Genomic DNA, 21,202 nt, shown 5'->3' on the forward strand with positions numbered 1-21,202 from the left:
TATTCGGATAACCTCTGAAGACCAACCCATAAAATAATACGGGATAAAAATAATAGGATTGCCGATGATCTATTCATTTCTTGGTTTTTTACTTTTGTTCACTCTGGTCGGCCTCTCTTCTGCGATGTTCAGCCGTCAAACCAAAGCCGACTATTACCTTGCCAGCAGTGGTGTCTCCCCCTGGCTGGTGGGGTTGTCTGCCGTGGCAACGAACAATAGCGGCTATATGTTTATCGGGGTTATCGGCTATACCTACACCACTGGGTTGGCCTCAATCTGGTTGATGGTGGGGTGGATTGCCGGTGATTTTCTGGCTTCCCTCTATGTACACAAGCGATTGAGGACCGCTACCAGTTCAAGTGGTGAAGTCAGCTACGCAGGTGTTCTCAGTAACTGGCACGGACAGAAGTACTCAGCCCTGCAGCGCCTGATCGGCATCATTTCCCTGCTGTTTTTACTAACTTATGCCTCTGCCCAAATGGTTGCCGGCAGCAAAGCCCTGCACGTACTGCTGGATTGGCCTCTCTGGTCCGGTGCTGTAGTTGGAGCTGTGCTTGTATGCCTCTATTGTTTAGCTGGCGGCATCCGCGCGTCCATTTGGACTGATGCGGCCCAATCCATCGTTATGATGGGGGCTATGGCAGCACTTCTAGCCGTCGCCCTTGCCAACTTGGGTGGCATCACCAGTGCGGCGATACAAATGCAGGCTATTGAAGGTTTTACCCATTGGTTTCCCGAGGGGCTCGCCTTTGCGGGCTGGGGCGGGGTTATACTCTTTGTGATCAGTTGGGGGTTTGCTGGATTGTCTGTGATTGGACAACCCCACGTTATGGTTCGATTTATGACCCTGAAGGATTCCAGCAAGATGAACCGGGCAAGGGCCTGGTACTATCTGTGGTTCATCCTTTTCTATTGTATGGCCACCGGGGTCGGCCTGCTATCCAGAGTGTTTATTGCTGACACAGGGAGCTTTGATGCGGAGCTTGCTCTTCCCACCATGGCTATGGATTTGTTGCCCCCTGTTTTTGTTGGGCTGATCCTGGCTGGTATCTTTGCCGCAACCATGTCCACCGCAGACTCCCTGCTTCTCAGCTGCTCCGCAGCCATTACCCACGATATTCTTCCGCACAAGATTGAAAAAACCTGGTTTCTCAAGCTTGTCACAGTTGCGATAACTGGCGGCGCATTGCTGTTGGCGCTCGCCAACAGCCAAAGTGTGTTCAGCCTGGTTATTTTTGCTTGGTCGGGACTTGCCAGCGCATTTGGCCCCCTACTCCTGGTATTGTGTTTTGGGGGTAAGCCATCCCAGGCAACCGCTATCGCAGCAGTGATTATCGGCTTTACAGCAGCGATTACCTGGCGGCTACTGGGGTATCACGGCGTGATCTATGAGGGATTGCCGGGTATTGCAGCTGGGTTAGCAGTGCTATATCTGGCCAGCCTGAACCGCCAAACCTCCACTTTACGCGAGGCAAACAGTTAAATTCACTCAACGTAATTCTGGGGAGGTAGTGCCTCCCCACCTGCCAGACCTTCACCAGCTAGAGCCTCCTCCCCCAAAAGCGACAAATCCTATCTCCTGCCGCCCGAAGTCCCCGCCTTTCGGGCACCTGACTTGACCCCGAGATAGCCGGGTTGAGCAAAATTCATACAGTGCTTTTTATAGAGTTCAAATGAGATTTTTGGCCCAACCCAGCCCACTTTTAACCCTTGAAAATACGGATTAACTCTGTAGTCGCTGAAAAATAAATCCTCCTACGAATCCGCCAGCTTTGTTGCATTGAGTGCTAACAATTAGAGTTCAAATTAAAAATATGTTACATTTTGTGTCATATCGCTCGATAAACGACTATCGAGCCCGGGCTGGAATCTGACGATTAGGGACAAATGTCTTCGTCAGACCGGCCCTTTTTTATGATGACTGGACCTTCACGATCGGCCCATTGCGCCCTTCAAGTCCATCGCCAACGAACAACCGACTGACCCTCTGTTAAAGCAGTATGGAGAGACAGATGTCACTGGACAAACAACGGAATTTTGTAGACGGCCGCTACCTGTCGAATGAGAGCGGCGAGTGCTTTGATGTATATAACCCGGCGACCAACGAAGTCAGCTATCAGGTTGAGGTTGCCGACGAAAAGGTACTGGCAGAAACTATTGAGAGCGCCAAGCGCGGTTTTGCCCAGTGGTCAGCGATGATGCCGGTCGAGCGCAGTCGCATCCTGCTGAAAGCAGTAGCACTGTTGCGCGAGCGCAACGACGAACTGGCAGCTATCGAAGTGGCTGATACCGGCAAGCCCTGGCAGGAAGCCAGTGTTGTGGACGTAGTGACTGGGGCCGACTCCATCGAATTCTTTGCCGGCCTGGCTGCAGGCATTGAAGGCAATCAGCAGCAAGTCGGTGAGGACTTCTACTACACCCGCCGCGAGCCCCTGGGCATCTGCGCCGGAATCGGTGCCTGGAACTACCCCTTACAAATCGCTTGCTGGAAAGCCGCCCCGGCCCTGGCCTGCGGTAACGCCATGATCTTCAAGCCTTCCGAAGAGACCCCCAAAGGTGCTTTGAAGTTGGCTGAAATCTTTATTGAAGCGGGCATGCCTCCTGGTGTGTTCAACGTAATCCAGGGTGATGGCGCCGTGGGTGCCTGGCTGACTAACCACCCGGATATCGCCAAGGTTTCCTTTACCGGCGAAGTGGGTACCGGCAAGAAAGTGATGGCCGCAGCAGCTTCCAACCTGAAAGAAGTTACCATGGAGCTGGGTGGCAAGTCCCCGCTGGTGATCTTTGATGATGCCGACCTGGAGCAAGCCGTTTCTGCTGCCATGCTGGGCAACTTCTACACCCAGGGCGAAATCTGCACCAACGGTACCCGGGTATTTGTACACCGCAGCATCCACGATCAGTTCCTCGCTCGTCTGAAAGACCGTGTTGAGCAAAATATTATTGCCGGTGATCCGATGAATCCGGACACCAACTTCGGCGCCCTGATTTCTGCCAAGCACCAGCAACTGGTAATGGACTACATCAGCAAGGGTAAAGAGGAAGGCGCGACCCTGTTCTGCGGCGGTCACACCCTTTCACCAGAAAATTCACCTAACGGTTACTTCGTTGCTCCCACCGTATTCACCGACTGTCATGACGATATGACCATCTGCCGCGAAGAGATCTTCGGCCCGGTAATGTCGGTACTGGTTTTTGATGATGAAGACGAAGTGATCCGCCGCGCTAACGATACCCGATTGGGCTTGGCCGCCGGCGTATTTACCCGTGATATCACTCGCGCCCACCGTGTGATCCACCAGATGCAAGCGGGTATCTGCTGGATTAATGCCTACGGCGCTTCCCCGGCAGAAATGCCGGTGGGCGGATACAAGTTATCCGGAATCGGACGCGAAAATGGACTTGCGACCCTGAAGCACTATACCCAGCTAAAAGCGGTGTATGTGGGCCTGGCACCACTGGAAAGTCCATTTTAAGCGGTACCCTGTATGAGTGAGTTTGACTACATCATTGTCGGCGCCGGCTCTGCCGGTTGCGTTCTGGCCAACCGCCTGTCTGCCCAGGAAGATAAAAAAGTCCTCCTGGTAGAGACAGGAGGCAGCGATCGCAGCATCTTTATCCAGATGCCCACCGCGCTGTCCATCCCCATGAATACTGAGAAGTACGCCTGGCAGTTTATGACCGAGCCAGAGCCTTACCTGGACAACCGCAGCATGCATTGCCCCAGAGGCAAGGTGCTCGGGGGTTCATCCTCGATTAACGGGATGGTTTACGTGCGCGGGCACGCCAAAGACTTTGATGAGTGGGCACAGCACGGCGCCGAAGGCTGGGACTATGCGCACTGCCTACCCTACTTCAAACGCTCTGAGACCTGGGCTTTCGGCGGTGACGATTACCGTGGCGACGAAGGTCCTCTGGGGGTCAATAACGGCAATGAAATGGCCAACCCCCTTTATGGAGCCTTTATCGAAGCTGGCAAAGAAGCTGGCTACGACTACACCGCAGATTACAATGGTGAGCAGCAAGAGGGCTTTGGCCCCATGCATATGACGGTAAAAGATGGTAAGCGCTGGTCTACCGCCAACGCTTACCTGAAGCCGGCAATGCAGCGCCCCAATTTGACGGTATTGACCCACGCCACTGTGCATAAGGTGATTCTGGAAGGTAAACGGGCAGTCGGAATCAAACTTGAACGCAAGGGAAAGATCCTGGAATTCAAGGCGCGGCAGGAAGTCATCCTCAGCGCAGGTCCCATCGGCTCCCCTCACCTTCTTCAGCTCTCCGGAATCGGAGATCCCGACACACTGGCAGAAGCCGGTATCGAACTCCAACACGAACTCCCCGGCGTCGGCCAAAACTTGCAGGACCACCTGGAGTTCTATTTCCAGTTCCGCTGCAACCAACCGATTTCCCTGAATGGCAAGCTCGATCCGTGGAATAAATTCCTGATCGGCGCTCGTTGGATACTGAAGAAGGATGGTCTCGGAGCCACCAACCATTTCGAGTCATGCGGTTTTATTCGCTCCAAAGAAAATGTGGAGTGGCCGGACCTGCAATATCACTTCCTGCCAGCAGCCATGCGCTATGACGGCCGCGAAGCTTTCGACGGCCACGGCTTCCAGGTGCATATCGGGCACAACAAGCCCAAGAGTCGCGGCAGAGTCAAAGTGGTGAGCAGTGATCCCAAGCAATCCCCTTCCATCCTGTTTAATTATTTACAGGAGAAAGAGGATATTGAGGGTTTCCGTGCTTGTGTGCGACTAACTCGCGAGATTATCAATCAGCCGGCTTTCGACGAGTACCGGGGCGATGAAATCCAGCCCGGCACCGATATCCAGACTGATGAACAAATTGACGCTTTCGTACGGGAATCCGTCGAGAGTGCATACCACCCATCCTGCTCCTGCAAGATGGGAACTGATGCAATGGCAGTGGTAGACCCGGAAACCCGTGTACACGGATTGCAGGGCTTGAGAGTTGTAGATTCCTCCATCTTTCCGACCATTCCCAACGGCAACCTGAATGCGCCCACCATTATGGTGGCGGAGCGGGCTGCTGACCTGATTTTAGGGCGCCCAGTATTGGCGCCCTCCGAGGCACCGGTAGCGACCAAAGCTACCAGCACTCAGCGACCTGGCCGCCCTGCGCGCTCAGTTAGCTGATTTTTCGTCGGCGCTCTGGCAGAGATTTGACTGCCCCCTTCAAACACGACGGGGATACTCAAATCTCGCACAGCAACGCCCTTGAGGGGCGCCGGCATACCAATAACTAGCTGGAGACTCAGCATGACAGCTTGGCTTTCTGCGGGATTATTATTTACCTTCACGGCAATAATTTTCTCGCTGATTAAATGGGGAAATGTGAAGATGGTCGGGGTGACCCCGGTCAAAACCTTCACTTTTATAGCGATCCTTTTCACCTCCGGCCTCGATGTAGGCCTGATCATGTTCCCCCTCACCGAGTTCGGTGGCTATGCAGACCTAGCCGCAAACCCAGAATATGGCTTCACCAACGCACTCGCGATTGAGTTTGGTTTTTGGGCCTTCCTGATCTGGGGTTTCTACTTCCTCACCTGTTTTTACTTCTGCATTATCGAGCCCAAAGTTAAATTCTTTGAGATCGGCCTGGTAAAGCTGATCAACAACGTGGTGATTATCGGTACCTGCGCGTTTACCGCCTACCTGCTGCTCAGCAACTTGCCCTGGTATCTGCCACAGGTTGGCGATGGTGAAACCATTGTTGGTACCTTCTACCTGATCGTATTTGCCGTGATCGCCGCTGCGGTCTACTCATCCACCAGCCTGCGCTATGTGCGCTTCCTCAGTCTGGCGACTACCTGGATGTTTATTGGCTTGATCGCGGTAATGTGGGTCGGTGCCTTTACCGGTGAAAACGGCAGCGTTGGCGACTTCGCTTCCACCTTTGCGCTGCTCGGCGGTTACTTCGGTAATATCCACCAGTTCGTGCTGCCGCTGAATGACTACCACGAGTTCTACCTGTTCTGGTGGTTTGCGTGGAGCATTATGATTGGCCAGTTTACCTCCCGCTTTGTGGGCGGTCTGCGTACTTACCAAGTGCTGGCGGCGATGCTGATTTTCCCATCCATCCCCATCGCACTGTGGTTCACCGTGCTTTACTACTATTCCAGCCAGGGCCTGGATACTACTGGCTTCTATAACCTGGCCATGATCATTGTGGGTGTTACTTTCGTGATCAACTCACTGGACTCCCTGATTCGCCTGTACACCGACAACCTGGGTATGACCGTTGCGCGTCTGGGTAAGTGGAAATACTTCGTACTGAACCTGGCAGCGATGAGCCTGCTCACCCTGTTGTTCAAGCTCGACTTCCTGCAAATCCAGTGGATCGGCGCTCTGGTAATTGGCATCTTCTTCTGCTGCCTGGGTTACATCCTGGTGAAGCGCTTCAGGGCGGTAGCAGCTATCGACTCCTCGCCTAAAGAAAACAAGATCGACTTTAGCAAGATCGAACTGGCGAGCTAACTGTTGAAATCCCCCGCCTGGTTTGGCGGGGGCTACAAAATATAAATAAGTGGTATTTGAACAATGAAATCAACTTTGAAACTTTCTGCACTGACCTGTGCTTCCCTGCTGGTGCTTGCCCAACAATCCCAAGCGGAGCTGTCTTCTACTGTTAATCTGACTACTGACTACACCTTTAACGGCGTCAGTCAGACTCAAAACGACCCAGCACTGCAAGCCAGTCTGGACTACGGGTTCGATAACGGCTGGTATATCGGCACCTGGGCTTCCAACGTAGACTTCGGTGAAGATGACGATACCAACCTGGAGTGGGATTTCTATGCAGGTAAGTTCATGCAGCTTACCGATAAAGTAAGCCTGGACACTGGACTCGCTTATTACACCTATCACGGTGATAGTGACCTTTCTGAAGAGTACGCTTACCCGGAAGCTTATGCCAAGCTTGGCTACAGCTCTGCTCTAGGCGAATCAGAAGTCAATGGCTGGTACAGCTGGGATTACTTTGGCCAGGGTGGCGGCCACTACATTATGATGCTGGCCCATACCTTTGAGTTTGCAGAAGGACACAACGTTCGCTTCAGTGCTGACCGCTCTACAACCGTCAATAAAGACAACTGGACCTGGGAAGGTAAAAAATCTTACAACCACTACCGAGTGGAGTATATGACTTCCCTGGAGGGTTTTGATTTCAATATTGCCGCCGAGAATACCACTCTCGACTCAGGCACTGCTGACGAGCGTATCGTCTTCTCTGTTGCCCGCACTTTTAGCCTTTAAACTATAAGTGCAGCCGGGGCTTTAGATAGCCCCGGCATATCTTACTAGTCTGCTCTTAGGGTGTTTCTTCTTTTCCGTCCTGGCCAGACTTCTCTGCAGATTTCATCACAACTTGCCCTGATTCAGTATTCCCACTCCAGGCACCTTCCTCAGTCACCCCTTCCAAAACGATTTCCCTTTCAAGGATAACAGGGTGCAAATTCAAGTCATGCCGTGCAACTTTAACCATTGAGATACACAGCAAGAGGGCAATCAGCAGCAAAGGGACACCGGCGATAATGCTTGCCGCCTGCAACGCTTCCAGCCCCCCAATGAGCAACAAGGCAATAGGCATTACTGCCAGCGCGAAGGCCCAGAAAATTCGATTCCACCGAAGCGGCTCGCCATGGACTTCTTTCTGCACAACGGCGGCAAGAATATGAGATATGGAGTCAAAAGTAATGATCGTAAAAACCAGTGCGATCAGCGTATACAGCAACACAACTAACTGGCTCGCCGGCAACTTATCCAAAACGGCAAAGATCACGGTATTGGCCCCCTGCTGATTTAGTATTTGCACCAAGTCCAGCTCGCCCGAAAAATGCAAGTAAACGCCGTAGTTGCCTAGCACCATAAAAAACAAGAAGCAGCCAAAAGTTCCAAAAAATAGTGATCCAAGAATCATCGCCTTGATAGTCCGCCCTCCGGAGATGCGCGCAATAAACAGTCCAATACTCGGTGCAAAAACCAACCACCAAGCCCAATAGAAGATGGTCCAATCCTGAGGAAAACGAGTGTTGGGGAACTGTTGAAAATGAGAGAAGGACTCAGTCCAAGTGGCCATTTGCAAGAAGTTCTGCAGCGCTCTACCCAGGGAATCCAACCCACTATTGAGCATAAATAGTGTTGGTCCTGCGATAAACACGAAGAGCAGCAAGGCAAGCGAGAGAAAAATTGTAAAGTTTGATAGAACGCTAAGGCCCTGCTTTACCCTGACAAGAGCACAATAACCAAACAATAGCGCACAAAATATCAGCACCCCGACCTGAAATCCCACCCCAGTAGGAATTCCAAATAGCTTGTGCAATCCCAAAGTAATCAGCGGCGCTGCGATACCAAGCCGTGTAGCCGCACCTCCTAGCATGCCAAATACCAGAGAAGTATCGATAAGCTTACCAATGTGCCCACTCACTCTACGATCACCCAATACTGGCGCGAGCGCTTGGCTTAACTTTAGAACCTTGCGTTTACGCACATAGTAGTAATAGGCAATTGGCAGTGCGGGGATTAGATAGATAGACCAAGCCAGTGGCCCCCAGTGAAAGATACCGTAGGAAACTGCCCATCGCGCAGCTTCAGCTGAGCTTGCTTGAACCTGGAACGGCGGCTGTTGGTAATAGTAGATCCATTCAACCATCGACCAATACAAAATAGAGGCGCCAATACCGGAAGAAAACAACATGGCAGCCCAGGATAGAGTTGAGAATTCGGGGCCCTCTTTCCCCCCTCCCAACTTTATCCTGCCAATATCACTAAAGGCGATATACAGCACAAATAACATCGCACCTAGGCCTAGCAGGAGATAAAAGACCCCCAACTTCTCTGTCACCAGATCTTTAGCTGCCAATAACCATAAAGAACCCGCCTCGGGAAAGAGGATTAAGGGCACTGTCGCCACTAGTAGCAATGCAAAAGAGCCCCAAAAGGTGGGCTTGTCTATGAGATCCTTTGTTCCCTTATTCAACAAGGGTTCCTTCTGAAAAGATGTTCTTACAAAACGGGAAGGAGTTGGGAGCTAAATTAACTACAGTCTGGCTATTTTTTGACCAGCCGGAACAAAGTTGCTGAAACTAAAGACGCCAATCTTTAAGGCGAGCACTGCACTGCCATTTACCAACCGCTGGCATGACGTGATTAGCATCCTTTTGAGTACTGATTTAACAGGCCAAATGCAATTCAAGTGTGAACAGGATGTGCATACTCAAATACTATTTGAAACGGGGCTTTCCCAAAGGAATACAGAGAAGCGATATATATAAGAAGGCTTTCGCCGCCATTGCGGGCCTGGCGCTATTTGCATGCACCAAGGACCAGGATAGGAATATCGATGTTAATGATTTTGAACCTGAAGCAAAGACAGGGATTTACGACATTTCCCAAGAAGACTGTGAGCTGATGAAGCTCCGGCAGGTTCTTCGGAACAATTCCCCTATTGGCTGTGAAAGGCTGAAAAGAGTCGTCTTCAACTATACGCCTCTCTTAGATCCCCCTGCTCAGGATAATGTTGGCATCGAAGCTGATCTATACCGCAGAGGCGCTGTTGTTGTACTTGATATCGTTGCCGAGAACGTCCTGTCTCTATTTGGCGAGATCTACCGATCTCGCTTTCCAATACAGTCAGCCATTCCTGTCGAATATTTTACTCTGCAAGAGCGAATGGCAGATGATCGAAACAACACGCTGGCTTTTGATTCCCGGCCTATTACTGGCGGAAGCAGATGGTCTGAGCACTCTTATGGTGTTGCTATTGATATTAACCCCCTACAAAATCCCTACCTGTATATTGATAAACACACCCGAGCCAAAGTAATCCCTAAGGATGCAACAGAAGGATATTTAAACCGGGCAAAGTTTCGCCCGGGAAAGCCAAGCCGTATGGGAATGTCTGAAGATGTAACCACTATCTTTGCCAGGCATGGCTTCGCTGTCTGGGGTGGAGACTGGAATGTCCCGATTGATTATATGCACTTCCAGGTTGGCTCCCGTCAGTTCATTAACCGCCTTGTAACTTTGCCAAAGGAGAGTGCAAAACAACTATTTGACCGATATACCCAGCAGTTGAATCATTGTTTTGAAGAGAACAACACTATAAAAAGTGCTGCTCAACTCAGGAAACATTGTGTCGAGAAGACCGTATCAGAATTTGATAGTGAGCAGGAGTGAGCACGGTTGCCCTCCTCCTGCCGAACCAACTGTTATAGTCGAGAGGGATGGCTTCCCGGATCGCCCTCTATATGGGGCTTGTCATCGTGGGAGACACCGTGTTCCGATTGGGTTGGAACGTCCCAGTTGCCCTCTTCCGTCCAGGGATCATCCTCTGGGAACTCTTCAATATAGATTTCCTTCTCTTCGTAGCTCGGCTGGTAGCGCAAGTCATAGTGAGCAGCTTTCACAATCGATATGCACAGCAACAATGCGACAACCAAAAGCGGCACTCCACCAATCACGCTGGCAGTTTGCAGCGTATCCAGGCCGCCCAAAAACAGCAGCGTTATCGGCATCAGTGAAAGCGCAAATGCCCAGAACAGGCGGTTCCATCTAGCTGGCTCTTCATCGACCTCTTTCTGCACAACAGCGGCAAGAATGTATGAGATGGAATCGAATGTAGTTGCAGTAAAGATGAGGGCGAGCACCGTATATACCAGAATCACCAGTTTACTGCCGGGAAGTGTCTTGAGTGTGGCAAAAATTGCAGCGGTTGCGCCCTGCTCATTTAGCATCCCCACCACATCCAGCTCACCGGAAAACTGTAAGTAGACGCCGTAATTCCCCAGCACCATAAAAAACAGGAAACAGCCTAAGGTGCCATAAAAAATGGAGCCAACCACCATGGTCTTAATGGTCCTCCCCCGTGAGATACGCGCAATAAACAAGCCGACACTGGGAGCGAAAACCAACCACCACGCCCAATAGAAGATGGTCCAGTCTTGGGGAAAATGGGTATCCGGGAACTGCTCAAACTCTGCAAATGGCTCAGTCCAGGCGGCCATATGGAAGATGTTATCCAAGACACGACCCAGGGCATCCAAGCCGGTGTTCAACATAAATAAGGTGGGGCCAACCAGGAAAACAAACAGAAGCAGTACAATAGACAGCCACATATTCAGGTTGGAAAGTGCGCGGATACCCTTCTTAAGCCCAACAAAAGCGCTATAGCCGAAGATTGCCGTGCATATCATCAGCACTACAACCTGGGTTCCCAGCCCGGTGGGCACGCCCAAGAGTTCATGAGCCCCCTGAGTGATCAGCGGCGCAGCAATTCCCAAGGTCGTAGCACCGCCGCCCAACATACCAAAGATAAACAGCACGTCGATCAGCTTGCCGAGTCCGCCCTGGGCGCGCTGCTCCCCCAAAACGGGCATCAGCGCCTCACTAATTTTCAGCACGCTATGGTTTCGAACGTAGTAGAAGTAAGCGATCGGCAAAGCGGGAATCAGGTAGATGGACCACGCCAGCGGGCCCCAGTGAAAAATACCGTAGGCAACTGCCCAGCGCGCAGCTTCGGGGGTGCCTCCTTCAACCTGGAAAGGTGGGGTTTGGTAATAGTAGATCCACTCGACCATAGACCAATAGAGAATCGATGCACCGATGCCGGCACAAAACAGCATTGATGCCCAGGATATGGTGGAGAACTCAGGGTTTTCTTCAGGTGTTCCCAGCTTGATCTGGCCGATATCACTAAACACGATATAGACCATAAAGAGAATTGCCCCGACACCCAGTGCCAGATAGAAAACCCCCAGCTTGTCAGTGACGAAACCTTTAGCGGCTAAAACCCAGGCGGCACCAACTTCGGGGAACAGCACCAGTGGGATTGTCACTGCCAACAACAGCGCCAGCGAACCAAAAAACGTGGGTTTATCGATGATTTCTCTGAAATGATTGGACAACACTTGCCTCCCAAATGCCTTATGAACCGCGGCAAATAAAAGCAAGGGGGACTTTATATAAGGAACTTTATTATGCGGTGTTAGTGAGTAGGACTTATATAAGGATAGGTAGATCAACTACAGCTAAATTTGCTCTTACTTATCTTTAATAGTACCAGCTAGTCAAAGTATTTCAATTTGACAGTTGTCACATCTGTTTAGATGCGACAACCAATTGAACTGGGGCTATCAACTGACGACGACCCCAACCTGCCGGGTTCTGAACTACTGCTTACCCAAAGATTTTTCCAGTTGGGCAAACTGCCCTTGCAGCATTGCCTTCTCCTGTAGAAGGATACGATTCTCGTCTGACAAGGTCTCTATCCGGTCTTTTGTAGCACCCAGTTCAGCATCCAGCCTTTCCAGAGATACTTGCTGAAGCTGAATCTCTTTCGCTTGTCCTACACCGCTGCTCTGGAGGCGGGCAACCTCATCCTGTAGTCGTGTAATTTCAGAAGATTGGAGTTCAGCGCTTGCCGCCTGCTCTTCAGCCTGCCGCTTATAGTTTGCTGCTTTGGTTTGAGCGGCGCCTATATTTTCACGCAACTCCTGCTTTTCCCGGTTGAGTTCAGTGATTAATGCCTGCCCCTGCTTATACAGAAGGCCCTGCTCAGAAAGCTTCTGTTCCGCCAGCCCGAGTTGCTCCGCCAGTGAAGCCACCTGCCCCTTAAGTTGCTCACTGGAAGATCGAAACTGATCTCGCTCGTGCTGCCGGTCTGTAGCTGTTCGTTGCTGGAAGTGCTCAAAGTGTTCGCGCACATCGCGATTCTCCTGCTTCATCTCTTCAATTGAGGCCTTCTGCTCCTCAGCTCGAACCGAGGCCTGCTCCAATTGAAACTCACTTTTTTCCAGTTCTGACTGAGTTTCACCCAGGGTAACTTTGAGGCGGCGCTTCTCACCTTCAGAAGCTGAAAGCTTCTGCTCCAGCTCGCGAATCAATGCGGTTTGCTTGCTACTGGTCTCTTGAGCTTCATTTAGTCTCTCTGTTATCTCCAGCTCTTTAGCTTCAAATTCCTGCTGAACCTGCTCCACTCTTTGGTCCGCATCGCCCTGGATACGCTGATGAAGCCCTTTCAGTGCCTCCACCAAATCTTTAGGCAAGCCGCTGACATCAGTGCTGCTGGAACTCTCGCTTTTCCACCGCTTTAGAAGCGGCGCAATTGTACTTTTACTCCCAGTCCCCAGATGAGCGCGCACTCTATCAACTGTCGGCTCCTCGCCCCGGGCCTTAATCGCTTTTGCTGCTTCAAAAATGTCCAGATAGGTGACCCCTGTGCGCGCCATTAATCATTCCTCAGATTATTTTGTACCAAATTACGTATTACGTAATAATACATAATATTAAAAAATAAACCAATTCTTGAATTAACCTAACTAACCTTCGATAATGATTCTTATCGAAGGTTATAAAAGTAAGGAAACCCCCATTTAACGTACCCTCAGTACAAATAGTGGTTTCCGGGTGACACAGAATTCATGAGAAAACAGCCTCTAGCCTCAACCAAAACCCAACCTCAATCCCCGCTCAGCAGTACATCTACTGGGGCTGGAGCACTTCTGGCTGAGGATGACATCCAGAAGTACCTGAAAGCAGCAACTTCAGACAGCACTCGCAAAGCCTATCGGTCTGCCATTCGCCAGTTCGAGAAATGGGGAGGCCGACTCCCCACCGATAGCCATTCACTGGTTAGCTATTTATTGAGTCGGGCCAAGCAATTGAACCCACGCACCCTGGATTTGCACTTAACCGCTATAGGCCAGTGGCACCTTTATCAAGGCATTGCCAACCCAGTCGCTGAGCCGCTAGTACAGAAAACCATGCGCGGTATTCGCCGCACCCACGGAAAGCCCAAGCAAAAAGCCAAGGCGCTGAGCCTCGAACACATTGCAGCCTTCACCCGACAGTTGCGCTCTCAGCCTGACTCCAAGAAGAAGGCCCGTGACTTAGCATTGGTGCTGGTAGGTTTCTTTGGCGCCTTTCGGCGCAGTGAGTTAGTAGCGATCCAGGTTGAAGACCTGATATGGGAGGAGGAAGGCTTGATCATTCGCCTCCCCAAATCAAAAACGGATCAAAGTGGTCAGGGAATGATGCGCGCCCTTCCCTACGGCACCCTTGAAATCTGCCCCGCACGAGCACTTAAGTCTTGGCTAGACGTTAGTGGCATTAGAACTGGACCAGCATTTCGGTCAGTCAATCGCTGGGATACGGTGCAAAGTCGACAGTTAAACCCCACAGCTATCAACGATCTACTGAAAAATCTCGGGGAGGCCTGCGGTTTTGATTTTGTTGCCGAACTCAGCAGCCACAGCTTTCGCCGAGGCCTGTCTACTTCCGCTGCGCGAGAAAAAGTTGGCTTTGAGCTGATCAAGAAGCAAGGTGGCTGGAAGAGTGATGCCACTGTCTGGGAGTATATTGAGGAGGGGCAACAGTTTACCGACAATGCCTCAGCTATCTTGATGAAGAAGATGTCGGAACTGATCGATTAGTAATGACTTATGCACTATTAGCAATAGGTCTTTACCCTAAAATAAATGCAATAGTTAAAGCACTTGAAGGTTGCAAATACTCAAACCTCTACTTCTTGGCATGAATATTACATCGCCACCTAGACTGGATTCAAATTCCATTGGCGGCTCTTATATCTCGCTAAGGCGGTGCCAAGAGGCTTGAAAAGCGAGCAAATTAAAAGATACGGGGCCCTATGCATGGTTAATTGATTCAACTGGGCAAGCGAAAAGTCAAGCTCAAGCATTATCCAACACTTAATTAATACTTATTTACAATTATATACATATCAAGCGTTGTCTAAGCTAGTAAGGATTGATATTAATCGATCTATCAGTTGTCTGATTATGGAATAAAAATAGATGAAGCTAAAAAAACTAAGGTTCAACAGTAATGACTTAGCGAAAGTTTCAGGCTATCTATTTTTTATTCAGTTCATATTGTTTGTTGGGTTCATTATTTTACTACCAAACAATATACAGTTCTTTAAGCCCAGCTCTACAATTCAAATGGGCGATTTTTTGATCGCGCTTGGCCAAACCCCAAATGAATTTATTATCCTGAAATTGATTTTACTCGCATTAAGGACCTGTTATGCCCTTTCGTTTGTATTTATTGCAGTCCTATTTTGGGAGAATAGTAAAGTTGCTTCAGCGGCATTGATTTCATTCACCCTGGTCTCCGTAGCTATTATCAATATTGCCCAGCTCTTGGGATTAGCACTTATACCAATAGCTAATGATTATACAAGCTCCTTGGCACTAGGCGATAATATCAGGACGATCTCATTAGAAACGTCAGCTTTCGGAATTTATGTAGCTCAAGAATTATTGGATACGTTCGTAAATACGGTGACTTTTAACGGTATATTTGTATGTCTATTCGCAATCTCCTGTTACAAAGTAGAGTTAAAATATACCAAATGGCTTATCCCTATTATGATGATCCTCCCATATAACAGGTTCTTTGATTTACCTGCTGTATTGAGCTTAGTCTCAGGGTTGCTCAATGTCATTGTTACAGCAATTTACTTTCTATTGATGGGGTTTTTCTTATTAAAAATGAGCTCACCAGAAACCTCCAAATCAACTGTTTAAGTAAAATAGAGTTTAATCTGCTCAGATTGTTTGAATTGCGAGTAGCCAAAAGTACATTTTCTGTCAGTTTAGCCTGAATAGAGCACATGATACTGCCCCTCTACCTGTGCAATGGTCAAATTGAGTGCCGTACAATCATTGTTGCCAGGTTGTTAGGCAGAGTCGAACTCACAAAAACTTGAGCCTCAAGCAGTACATGAGAGATCTATCACGATGGATGATCTAATGCCTGTATCCCTACTGCTTGGTATGGGTTTCATTGAAAATTGATTCCCAATCCTGATCAAAGGTCTCGGGTATCGATGAGGATGACCTCCGAAAGAACAGAACCCCAACGTGAGCTTCATGACCCTGCCCGGCAGAATGATCAGCTGTAACCTCTTCAATAAAGCCGCGCATGGTGCCACTGCCATCTAAGGTCAAATTTGTAACGCTCTCATCGGAAACATCAACAGCTACCAACTGGATTCTATTGCCACTCTTCATGTAGGCAAAGATACCGATATCCTTGGCAATAGTGGCCTCATTCACCGTCTCTTCAACCGCAGTCAGCTGGTGTTTAACATTCGGTTTCTTCGTTACCTCAAGATAACGGCCGCCACCGCCTACACCTGTTTGCTTGAGAACCTTAAAGGTCCGGCAAATTTGCCCCTTCTCCAAAGTAAAGGCGTCCGGGCTGTGCTCATAGAAAATAAACGACTCTCCTTCAACCGCACACCACACCCCCTCCAGGGAATCTTTGGCTTCCGGCTGAGCATTGGCATGCATGTTCACAAGAGTCATAAGTCCTGATACGAGCAAAAGTAATAGGTGATTTTTTATTTTCATGGAGACTTCCAAGGTGGTTATCAGTCAAATATAGGTGCAGCTTTATGGTTAGTTAATCTCTGAGCAAGCTGATTCACGCCAAAAGTAACGAGCTCTAAGGATCTATAGTCCTCAAGTTGACCTCGGGCGAATAAGTCAAAACGATCCTCTTTGAAATCACGGGATTAGAACTCGGGCTATTATCTAAATTGTGGCAAGGAGGCCTTAAATGACGAAGCTAAATCAGAAGCAAATTGAAGACTGCAAGTCTAGCAAGTCGGACTTCTCCGACCTCAAGGCGCTATTCCTCAACTGCACTCTAAAGCCTACGCCTGAACTCTCCCATACAGACGGTCTAATTCGCATATCCAGGGAAATCATGGAGCGCAACAAAGTCTCAGTAGAGGTTTTACGCCCCGTTGATCACGACATCGCTTTTGGTGTTTACCCGGATATGACGGAGCATGGCTGGGACACTGATGAGTGGCCACTGCTCTATCGCCGGGTTGAAGACGCAGATATCCTGGTTATTACCACGCCGATCTGGTTGGGAGAGAAATCCTCTATTTGTACCCAGACCATAGAAAGGCTCTATGCGAATTCAGCAGACCTGAACTCTAAAGGCCAGTACGCATACTACGGCCGGGTGGGAGGTTGCCTTATCACCGGCAATGAAGATGGCGCAAAGCACTGCGCCATGAATATTCTCTACTCTCTGCAACACCTTGGCTATGTTATCCCTCCCCAGGCAGATGCGGCATGGGTGGGAGAAGCTGGCCCCGGCCCCTCGTATCTTGACCCCGGTTCCGGTGGCCCACAAAACGACTTTACCAATCGCAACACCACGTTTATGACCTGGAACCTGATGCATATGGCGCGAACGATAAAAGATGCTGGGGGCATTCCCGCCCACGGCAATCAGCGCTCTGCCTGGGATGCCGGCTGTAAGCCCGACTTTTCTAACCCTGATTATCGATAGGAGAATCCCAGCCCATTGTTGGCCGGCCACATGGGCATTCCCTTATGGATATCTAGGCGCACAAGGATTCTCTAAAGCAGTGATCCTATTTACGGCGGAGAATTGTAAGTGGGCCTTGCGGGATTGTGAGAAAAGCCCTTGAGCCAGAGCTTGTACCAATCAATATCGGGTACAGTTGAAGGCAGCCCCAGTAAACCTATATCAACAGCCTATTAGGTTCTATGGATCGCTTACCCACATATTGCTAGATATTGACAAATTGATTGTTTTGAACTGGTTAACTATCGAAACTGCCTGCCTTTAGCGTGAGCGTTTTATGAACATAGACTGGTTTATATGCGGCTTAAACAAGCCGATCGCCTATCAAATCAATAGAGAAGAAATTGCGTAGGTAGCTTTAATAGTGAAAAAGCCCCTGCCGCCTGTATGATCTTTGTCGATAGCAACCCTATCTATGACAGAAACACCCGAAGAGTCTGATCAACAACTTATACGTGCAGAAATCTCAGACGAGTAACCCGAAGAACTACTGCCACTTTTTAGGCGGTGAGTGACTGAATATGCCGAAAGGACTTCCCTTTCGGCTGGATCACTATTTATGGATAGTAGATTGGAATGGTCAACATTTAGCCCCCAAAAAGCACGGCACAATTTCTGAGAGTATCCCGTCCATTCTTGAGCAACTGGGGGTTCTCACCAAAACACTGATTCTATCTCAATCGAAATTTTGCAAGCCAATTTATTTGGCGGGGCTGCTAAGGGTACTTACCAGTTACTAAAATTCCATTTTTTGACCAATACCATACTTGCTTACCCTCAGTAAATGCACCATTTCCGTTACTGAATCGGTATTCAAGCTTGCCATCATCATTAGCATTTCTCACCCCAAAGTCCGTTACCCCATCGCCATTAAAGTCGCCACTAAATGCTTCCGCGTTATCATAACGGCCATAGTGTGTAGCCGTCTGTCCATTAAATAGATACTGGTTGTCTCCATACTTTATATAGATATTTCCAAGCCTATTGGGGTTGTAAAGCCCAATGTCCCACATACCATCGCCATTAAAGTCACCAGATATAGCCTTAGAGGAGTTAGACTTACTCCAACAGTGCCTATACTCGCTGCTAAAGGAAGCTAACCTATAGCTTCTAAAATAAAAACAACCATCTCCGGACGGGCTATACAAACCAAGCTCATCCTTCCCATCCCCGTCATAGTCACCAGAGAGCAGTTGGCCCAAGCCTGGAATTAAGTTTGCATACCAATCAAATTCTACCGAACCACCAAAGGCTCCCCCGCCTTTCCCAAACCAAACTGTAACCTTCAAACCATTGTATACAGCGAAATCAAATATACCATCCCCATCAAAGTCCCCACCTACTGCATCCTGTGCAGAATAGGAATAAGGCAATAAAAATGCAGTCTCATCTAAAAATACCCCTTCGGCACTCCCTCGTCTGATATATATTGGACATACCATTCGGATTAAAAAGTGCAATATCATAACCATCAAGCAACCAATTTTTAAAAACTCCGCCCTGCCCTTCGGTGAATTGAGCATACATTACTGGACCTTCGATAGAACAGGCAAACTTACACTTTGCACCACTATCATCCCATGTGGCAGCCATAAAGACTAAACTATGCGTGCCGCCTGAAAAATAACCACCTAGTTTTTTTTGAGAATCTGTGAGGACCCCAACTCCTTCACCAAATCGCCAACCAATATTCTTCTCAAATACAGTATTGCCTACGTAATTCCAATAACGGTCGTAATGAGTTAATTTCACACGCAACTTATTAACATCTTCACCACTGGAATTATTCCCAACAATCACAAAGTGATTTCTAGATGGATTCCATACCAAATCAACACTCCAGCTGGAAGGTATTGTCGGGTCTATAGTGGTGACATGTTCAATAGTAGAGGGAGTGAATTCTGGAGTGCTTGACTTTATAACCTCAAGGGTTTTAATTGCACCATTTTGATTGGTATAAATCATATAATACCAACCATCCAATGGATTTTTAACAACTGAAGGTTGCCCCACGCCATAACCACCCTCCCATGGTAATCTCGGCTCTAGAACAGGAACCCCACCATGGAGACGATAAAAGTCCCTTCCACCATTATACGATACGGCTACGCCAATCTTTGCAACTTTACTATCAAGTGGCTGACCACCATAGTAAAGGTAAATATTATTTCCTTCGCGTAAAACGCTAGGGTCGCAAGTATGCTCTCCATCAAATTTATCTTCCAAACCTGAAGGCTTAAAAGCAGAGTACCACCCCACATCCTTCAACCTTTCAAGCCTAGGCGACTCTTTGTAGATAATATGATCGCCAGCAACACCACCACATGCCCAAAGTTTATACTTACCTTCCACCTCATCAAACATTACCATTGGTGCATAGAGGTAGGTGTCATTATCATCTATTACACCACTCTGGCTAAATTGAATAGAATCCTCATAAATTGCAAAAGCAGGAGAGACAACTCCAGCTAAAAATAACATTAAGCTACTCACCCTAAACAGGGCACTCAATTTTCCTTCAAACATTACCTATCCTTAACAATAAAATATTAAACGGGAGAAAAGTTAAAAGCACTAACTATCAACCAGACTCATCCAATATGCCTTTTATTAAAAGCTCTCAGAAAACTAACACTGCGCACTTGAAATTTATTTGTATTTCATAAAAACACCAGCTCTATCTCAATCAAAATTTTTAAAATCTATTTAAAGACTGGTAAGAAACAGTCAGCTCAACAAAATCAGGGGATACAGCATAAGCCTCTGCCAGCATTTTCTTTCTATTACGCTCTGGAATTTTCGGCTCTCAAAGTTCTGGACACAACACCCTCGGTGCTTGCAAGAAGTTTTTGTAAGTTTTAACTTCAGAGTTAGATAATGACCTTGGTATCGCCGCTCGCGGATTGAGGCCAGAATGCACAAACAGGCTAGCACCTTTGCCCTTAAGATCGCAGCCTATGCCGTAATCACTAATCACTAATCACTAATCACTAATCACTAATCACTAATCACTAATCACTAATCACTACCATATTGTGCTCTATATTGACGTACACACAGCGAAAACTTGGTCCGATGTTGAAGTCATTCATCGCTGGCAAGAACTTTTTAATACTTCCAAGCTGGCTCAACGCTACGTTCAAGGTCATACCCTTGATCACGGTGAGAGGGGAAAACTCAAAGAGCTTATTGCTCTGTGGCGAGAACGATTGATGGATATCAGCTGGTTTATGCGCTGCTCAAATGAATCTATTGCTCGTCAGGCTAATGCAGAAGTCAATTGCACCGGCCGCTTCTGGGAGGGGCGCTTCAAATCCCAAGCTTTACTAGATGAAAGAGCCCTGGCCGCCTGCATGGTCTACGTCGACCTCAACCCCATCCGCGCCAATATTGCCAAGACTCCTGAAGATTCTGATTACACATCAATTCAACAGCGTATTCGTGCAGCAATCTCCGGTGAACAACCCAAAAGCTTGCTGCCGCTGGTAGGTGGTGAGCGCCTAAACATGCCTAAAGGCCTACCTTTTCAGCTAGATCACTATTTGGAACTGGTGGACTGGAGCGGTCGGCATTTGGACCCCAGAAAACGGGGCCTGATTGCCAAAGAAACGCCACCCATTCTGAAACGATTAGGTATCGCTCCCAAACACTGGCTTTACCTCAACCGAAACTTTGAAAGTCGTTTTAAGGGCTTGGTAGGTTCAGTAGAGACTGTACGACTGGCCTGTATCCGGCTCAACAAGCGCTGGGTACACGGTATAGGCGACTGTCAACGCTTCCTCTCTTCAGCTTCCTGCTAATTCCTA

General features: G+C 48.7%; 16 protein-coding genes. 10 read left to right on the forward strand and 6 right to left on the reverse strand.

What is annotated here, in order from left to right:
- Window positions 1-64 precede the first annotated feature (64 nt).
- The 5 genes from ACJJIR_RS10500 (at window position 65) to ACJJIR_RS10520 (ending at window position 7,280) form a co-directional block, all read left to right on the forward strand.
- Window positions 65-1,483 carry a sodium/proline symporter gene (locus ACJJIR_RS10500; protein WP_444908326.1) on the forward strand — a complete coding sequence of 473 codons (1,419 nt, stop codon included), beginning with the start codon at window positions 65-67 and terminating at the stop codon, window positions 1,481-1,483.
- 529 nt (window positions 1,484-2,012) lie between these two features.
- Window positions 2,013-3,476 (forward strand): betaine-aldehyde dehydrogenase, encoded by a 1,464-nt coding sequence (gene betB / locus ACJJIR_RS10505; RefSeq protein ID WP_444908327.1) that lies wholly within the window; start codon window positions 2,013-2,015, stop codon window positions 3,474-3,476.
- A 12-nt stretch (window positions 3,477-3,488) separates the two neighbouring features.
- A complete protein-coding gene (gene betA / locus ACJJIR_RS10510) occupies window positions 3,489-5,162 on the forward strand; it encodes a choline dehydrogenase (RefSeq protein WP_444908328.1) in 1,674 nt (557 codons plus the stop codon).
- A 123-nt stretch (window positions 5,163-5,285) separates the two neighbouring features.
- A complete protein-coding gene (locus ACJJIR_RS10515) occupies window positions 5,286-6,503 on the forward strand; it encodes a BCCT family transporter (RefSeq protein ID WP_444908329.1) in 1,218 nt (405 codons plus the stop codon).
- A 63-nt stretch (window positions 6,504-6,566) separates the two neighbouring features.
- The gene (locus tag ACJJIR_RS10520) at window positions 6,567-7,280 is read left to right on the forward strand and encodes a TorF family putative porin (protein ID WP_444908330.1); all 714 of its coding nucleotides are present in this window, start codon (window positions 6,567-6,569) and stop codon (window positions 7,278-7,280) included.
- 55 nt (window positions 7,281-7,335) lie between these two features.
- Here the strand turns inward: ACJJIR_RS10520 and ACJJIR_RS10525 are convergent, their stop codons facing one another.
- Window positions 7,336-9,003: a BCCT family transporter gene (locus tag ACJJIR_RS10525; RefSeq protein WP_444908331.1), complete on the reverse strand. Its 1,668-nt coding sequence runs from the start codon at window positions 9,001-9,003 to the stop codon at window positions 7,336-7,338.
- 227 nt (window positions 9,004-9,230) lie between these two features.
- Here ACJJIR_RS10525 and ACJJIR_RS10530 point away from each other — a divergent pair, with 227 nt between their 5' ends.
- Window positions 9,231-10,202, forward strand: coding sequence for a M15 family metallopeptidase (locus tag ACJJIR_RS10530; RefSeq protein WP_444908332.1), 972 nt, complete (start codon window positions 9,231-9,233; stop codon window positions 10,200-10,202).
- Between the two features lie 32 nt (window positions 10,203-10,234).
- On the opposite strand, the gene ACJJIR_RS10535 is transcribed toward ACJJIR_RS10530, so the two are convergent.
- Both ACJJIR_RS10535 and ACJJIR_RS10540 read right to left on the reverse strand, forming a co-directional pair.
- Window positions 10,235-11,929, reverse strand: a complete 1,695-nt coding sequence (locus ACJJIR_RS10535) for a BCCT family transporter (RefSeq protein WP_444908333.1) — start codon at window positions 11,927-11,929, stop codon at window positions 10,235-10,237.
- A 264-nt stretch (window positions 11,930-12,193) separates the two neighbouring features.
- Entirely contained in the window at window positions 12,194-13,252 is a 1,059-nt protein-coding gene (locus tag ACJJIR_RS10540) for a DNA-binding protein (RefSeq protein ID WP_444908334.1), read from the reverse strand.
- A gap of 192 nt (window positions 13,253-13,444) precedes the next feature.
- Between ACJJIR_RS10540 and ACJJIR_RS10545 the strand changes: the two genes are divergently transcribed.
- A complete protein-coding gene (locus ACJJIR_RS10545) occupies window positions 13,445-14,455 on the forward strand; it encodes a tyrosine-type recombinase/integrase (protein ID WP_444908335.1) in 1,011 nt (336 codons plus the stop codon).
- A 381-nt stretch (window positions 14,456-14,836) separates the two neighbouring features.
- Entirely contained in the window at window positions 14,837-15,571 is a 735-nt protein-coding gene (locus ACJJIR_RS10550; protein ID WP_444908336.1) for a hypothetical protein, read from the forward strand.
- Window positions 15,572-15,808: 237 nt separating this feature from the next.
- Here ACJJIR_RS10550 and ACJJIR_RS10555 read toward each other — a convergent pair whose 3' ends face one another.
- On the reverse strand, window positions 15,809-16,399 hold the full coding sequence (locus ACJJIR_RS10555; protein ID WP_444908337.1) for a hypothetical protein: 591 nt from the start codon (window positions 16,397-16,399) through the stop codon (window positions 15,809-15,811).
- A 208-nt stretch (window positions 16,400-16,607) separates the two neighbouring features.
- On the opposite strand from ACJJIR_RS10555, the gene ACJJIR_RS10560 reads away from it, so the two are divergent.
- Window positions 16,608-17,357: a flavodoxin family protein gene (locus ACJJIR_RS10560; RefSeq protein WP_444908338.1), complete on the forward strand. Its 750-nt coding sequence runs from the start codon at window positions 16,608-16,610 to the stop codon at window positions 17,355-17,357.
- Window positions 17,358-18,112: 755 nt separating this feature from the next.
- Here the strand turns inward: ACJJIR_RS10560 and ACJJIR_RS10565 are convergent.
- Entirely contained in the window at window positions 18,113-18,856 is a 744-nt protein-coding gene (locus ACJJIR_RS10565) for an FG-GAP repeat domain-containing protein (RefSeq protein WP_444908339.1), read from the reverse strand.
- Entirely contained in the window at window positions 18,783-19,922 is a 1,140-nt protein-coding gene (locus ACJJIR_RS10570) for a glycoside hydrolase family protein (protein ID WP_444908340.1), read from the reverse strand. Before ACJJIR_RS10570 ends, ACJJIR_RS10565 begins: the two co-directional genes overlap by 74 nt.
- A 509-nt stretch (window positions 19,923-20,431) precedes the next feature.
- Here ACJJIR_RS10570 and ACJJIR_RS10575 point away from each other — a divergent pair.
- Window positions 20,432-21,196 (forward strand): transposase, encoded by a 765-nt coding sequence (locus ACJJIR_RS10575; protein WP_444908341.1) that lies wholly within the window; start codon window positions 20,432-20,434, stop codon window positions 21,194-21,196.
- Window positions 21,197-21,202 lie beyond the last annotated feature (6 nt).

It is taken from the genome of Microbulbifer maximicatervae (SeqCode), assembly GCF_052467385.1.

What these genes read in the sequence shown, in the direction of transcription:
- ACJJIR_RS10500 (WP_444908326.1), top strand. Translation starts at nt 65, where the DNA reads ATGATCTATTCATTTCTTGGTTTTTTACTTTTGTTCACTCTGGTCGGC.
- betB (WP_444908327.1), top strand. Translation starts at nt 2,013, where the DNA reads ATGTCACTGGACAAACAACGGAATTTTGTAGACGGCCGCTACCTGTCG.
- betA (WP_444908328.1), top strand. Translation starts at nt 3,489, where the DNA reads ATGAGTGAGTTTGACTACATCATTGTCGGCGCCGGCTCTGCCGGTTGC.
- ACJJIR_RS10515 (WP_444908329.1), top strand. Translation starts at nt 5,286, where the DNA reads ATGACAGCTTGGCTTTCTGCGGGATTATTATTTACCTTCACGGCAATA.
- ACJJIR_RS10520 (WP_444908330.1), top strand. Translation starts at nt 6,567, where the DNA reads ATGAAATCAACTTTGAAACTTTCTGCACTGACCTGTGCTTCCCTGCTG.
- ACJJIR_RS10530 (WP_444908332.1), top strand. Translation starts at nt 9,231, where the DNA reads ATGTGCATACTCAAATACTATTTGAAACGGGGCTTTCCCAAAGGAATA.
- ACJJIR_RS10540 (WP_444908334.1), bottom strand. Translation starts at nt 13,252, where the DNA reads ATGGCGCGCACAGGGGTCACCTATCTGGACATTTTTGAAGCAGCAAAA.
- ACJJIR_RS10545 (WP_444908335.1), top strand. Translation starts at nt 13,445, where the DNA reads ATGAGAAAACAGCCTCTAGCCTCAACCAAAACCCAACCTCAATCCCCG.
- ACJJIR_RS10550 (WP_444908336.1), top strand. Translation starts at nt 14,837, where the DNA reads ATGAAGCTAAAAAAACTAAGGTTCAACAGTAATGACTTAGCGAAAGTT.
- ACJJIR_RS10555 (WP_444908337.1), bottom strand. Translation starts at nt 16,399, where the DNA reads ATGAAAATAAAAAATCACCTATTACTTTTGCTCGTATCAGGACTTATG.
- ACJJIR_RS10560 (WP_444908338.1), top strand. Translation starts at nt 16,608, where the DNA reads ATGACGAAGCTAAATCAGAAGCAAATTGAAGACTGCAAGTCTAGCAAG.
- ACJJIR_RS10570 (WP_444908340.1), bottom strand. Translation starts at nt 19,922, where the DNA reads ATGTTTGAAGGAAAATTGAGTGCCCTGTTTAGGGTGAGTAGCTTAATG.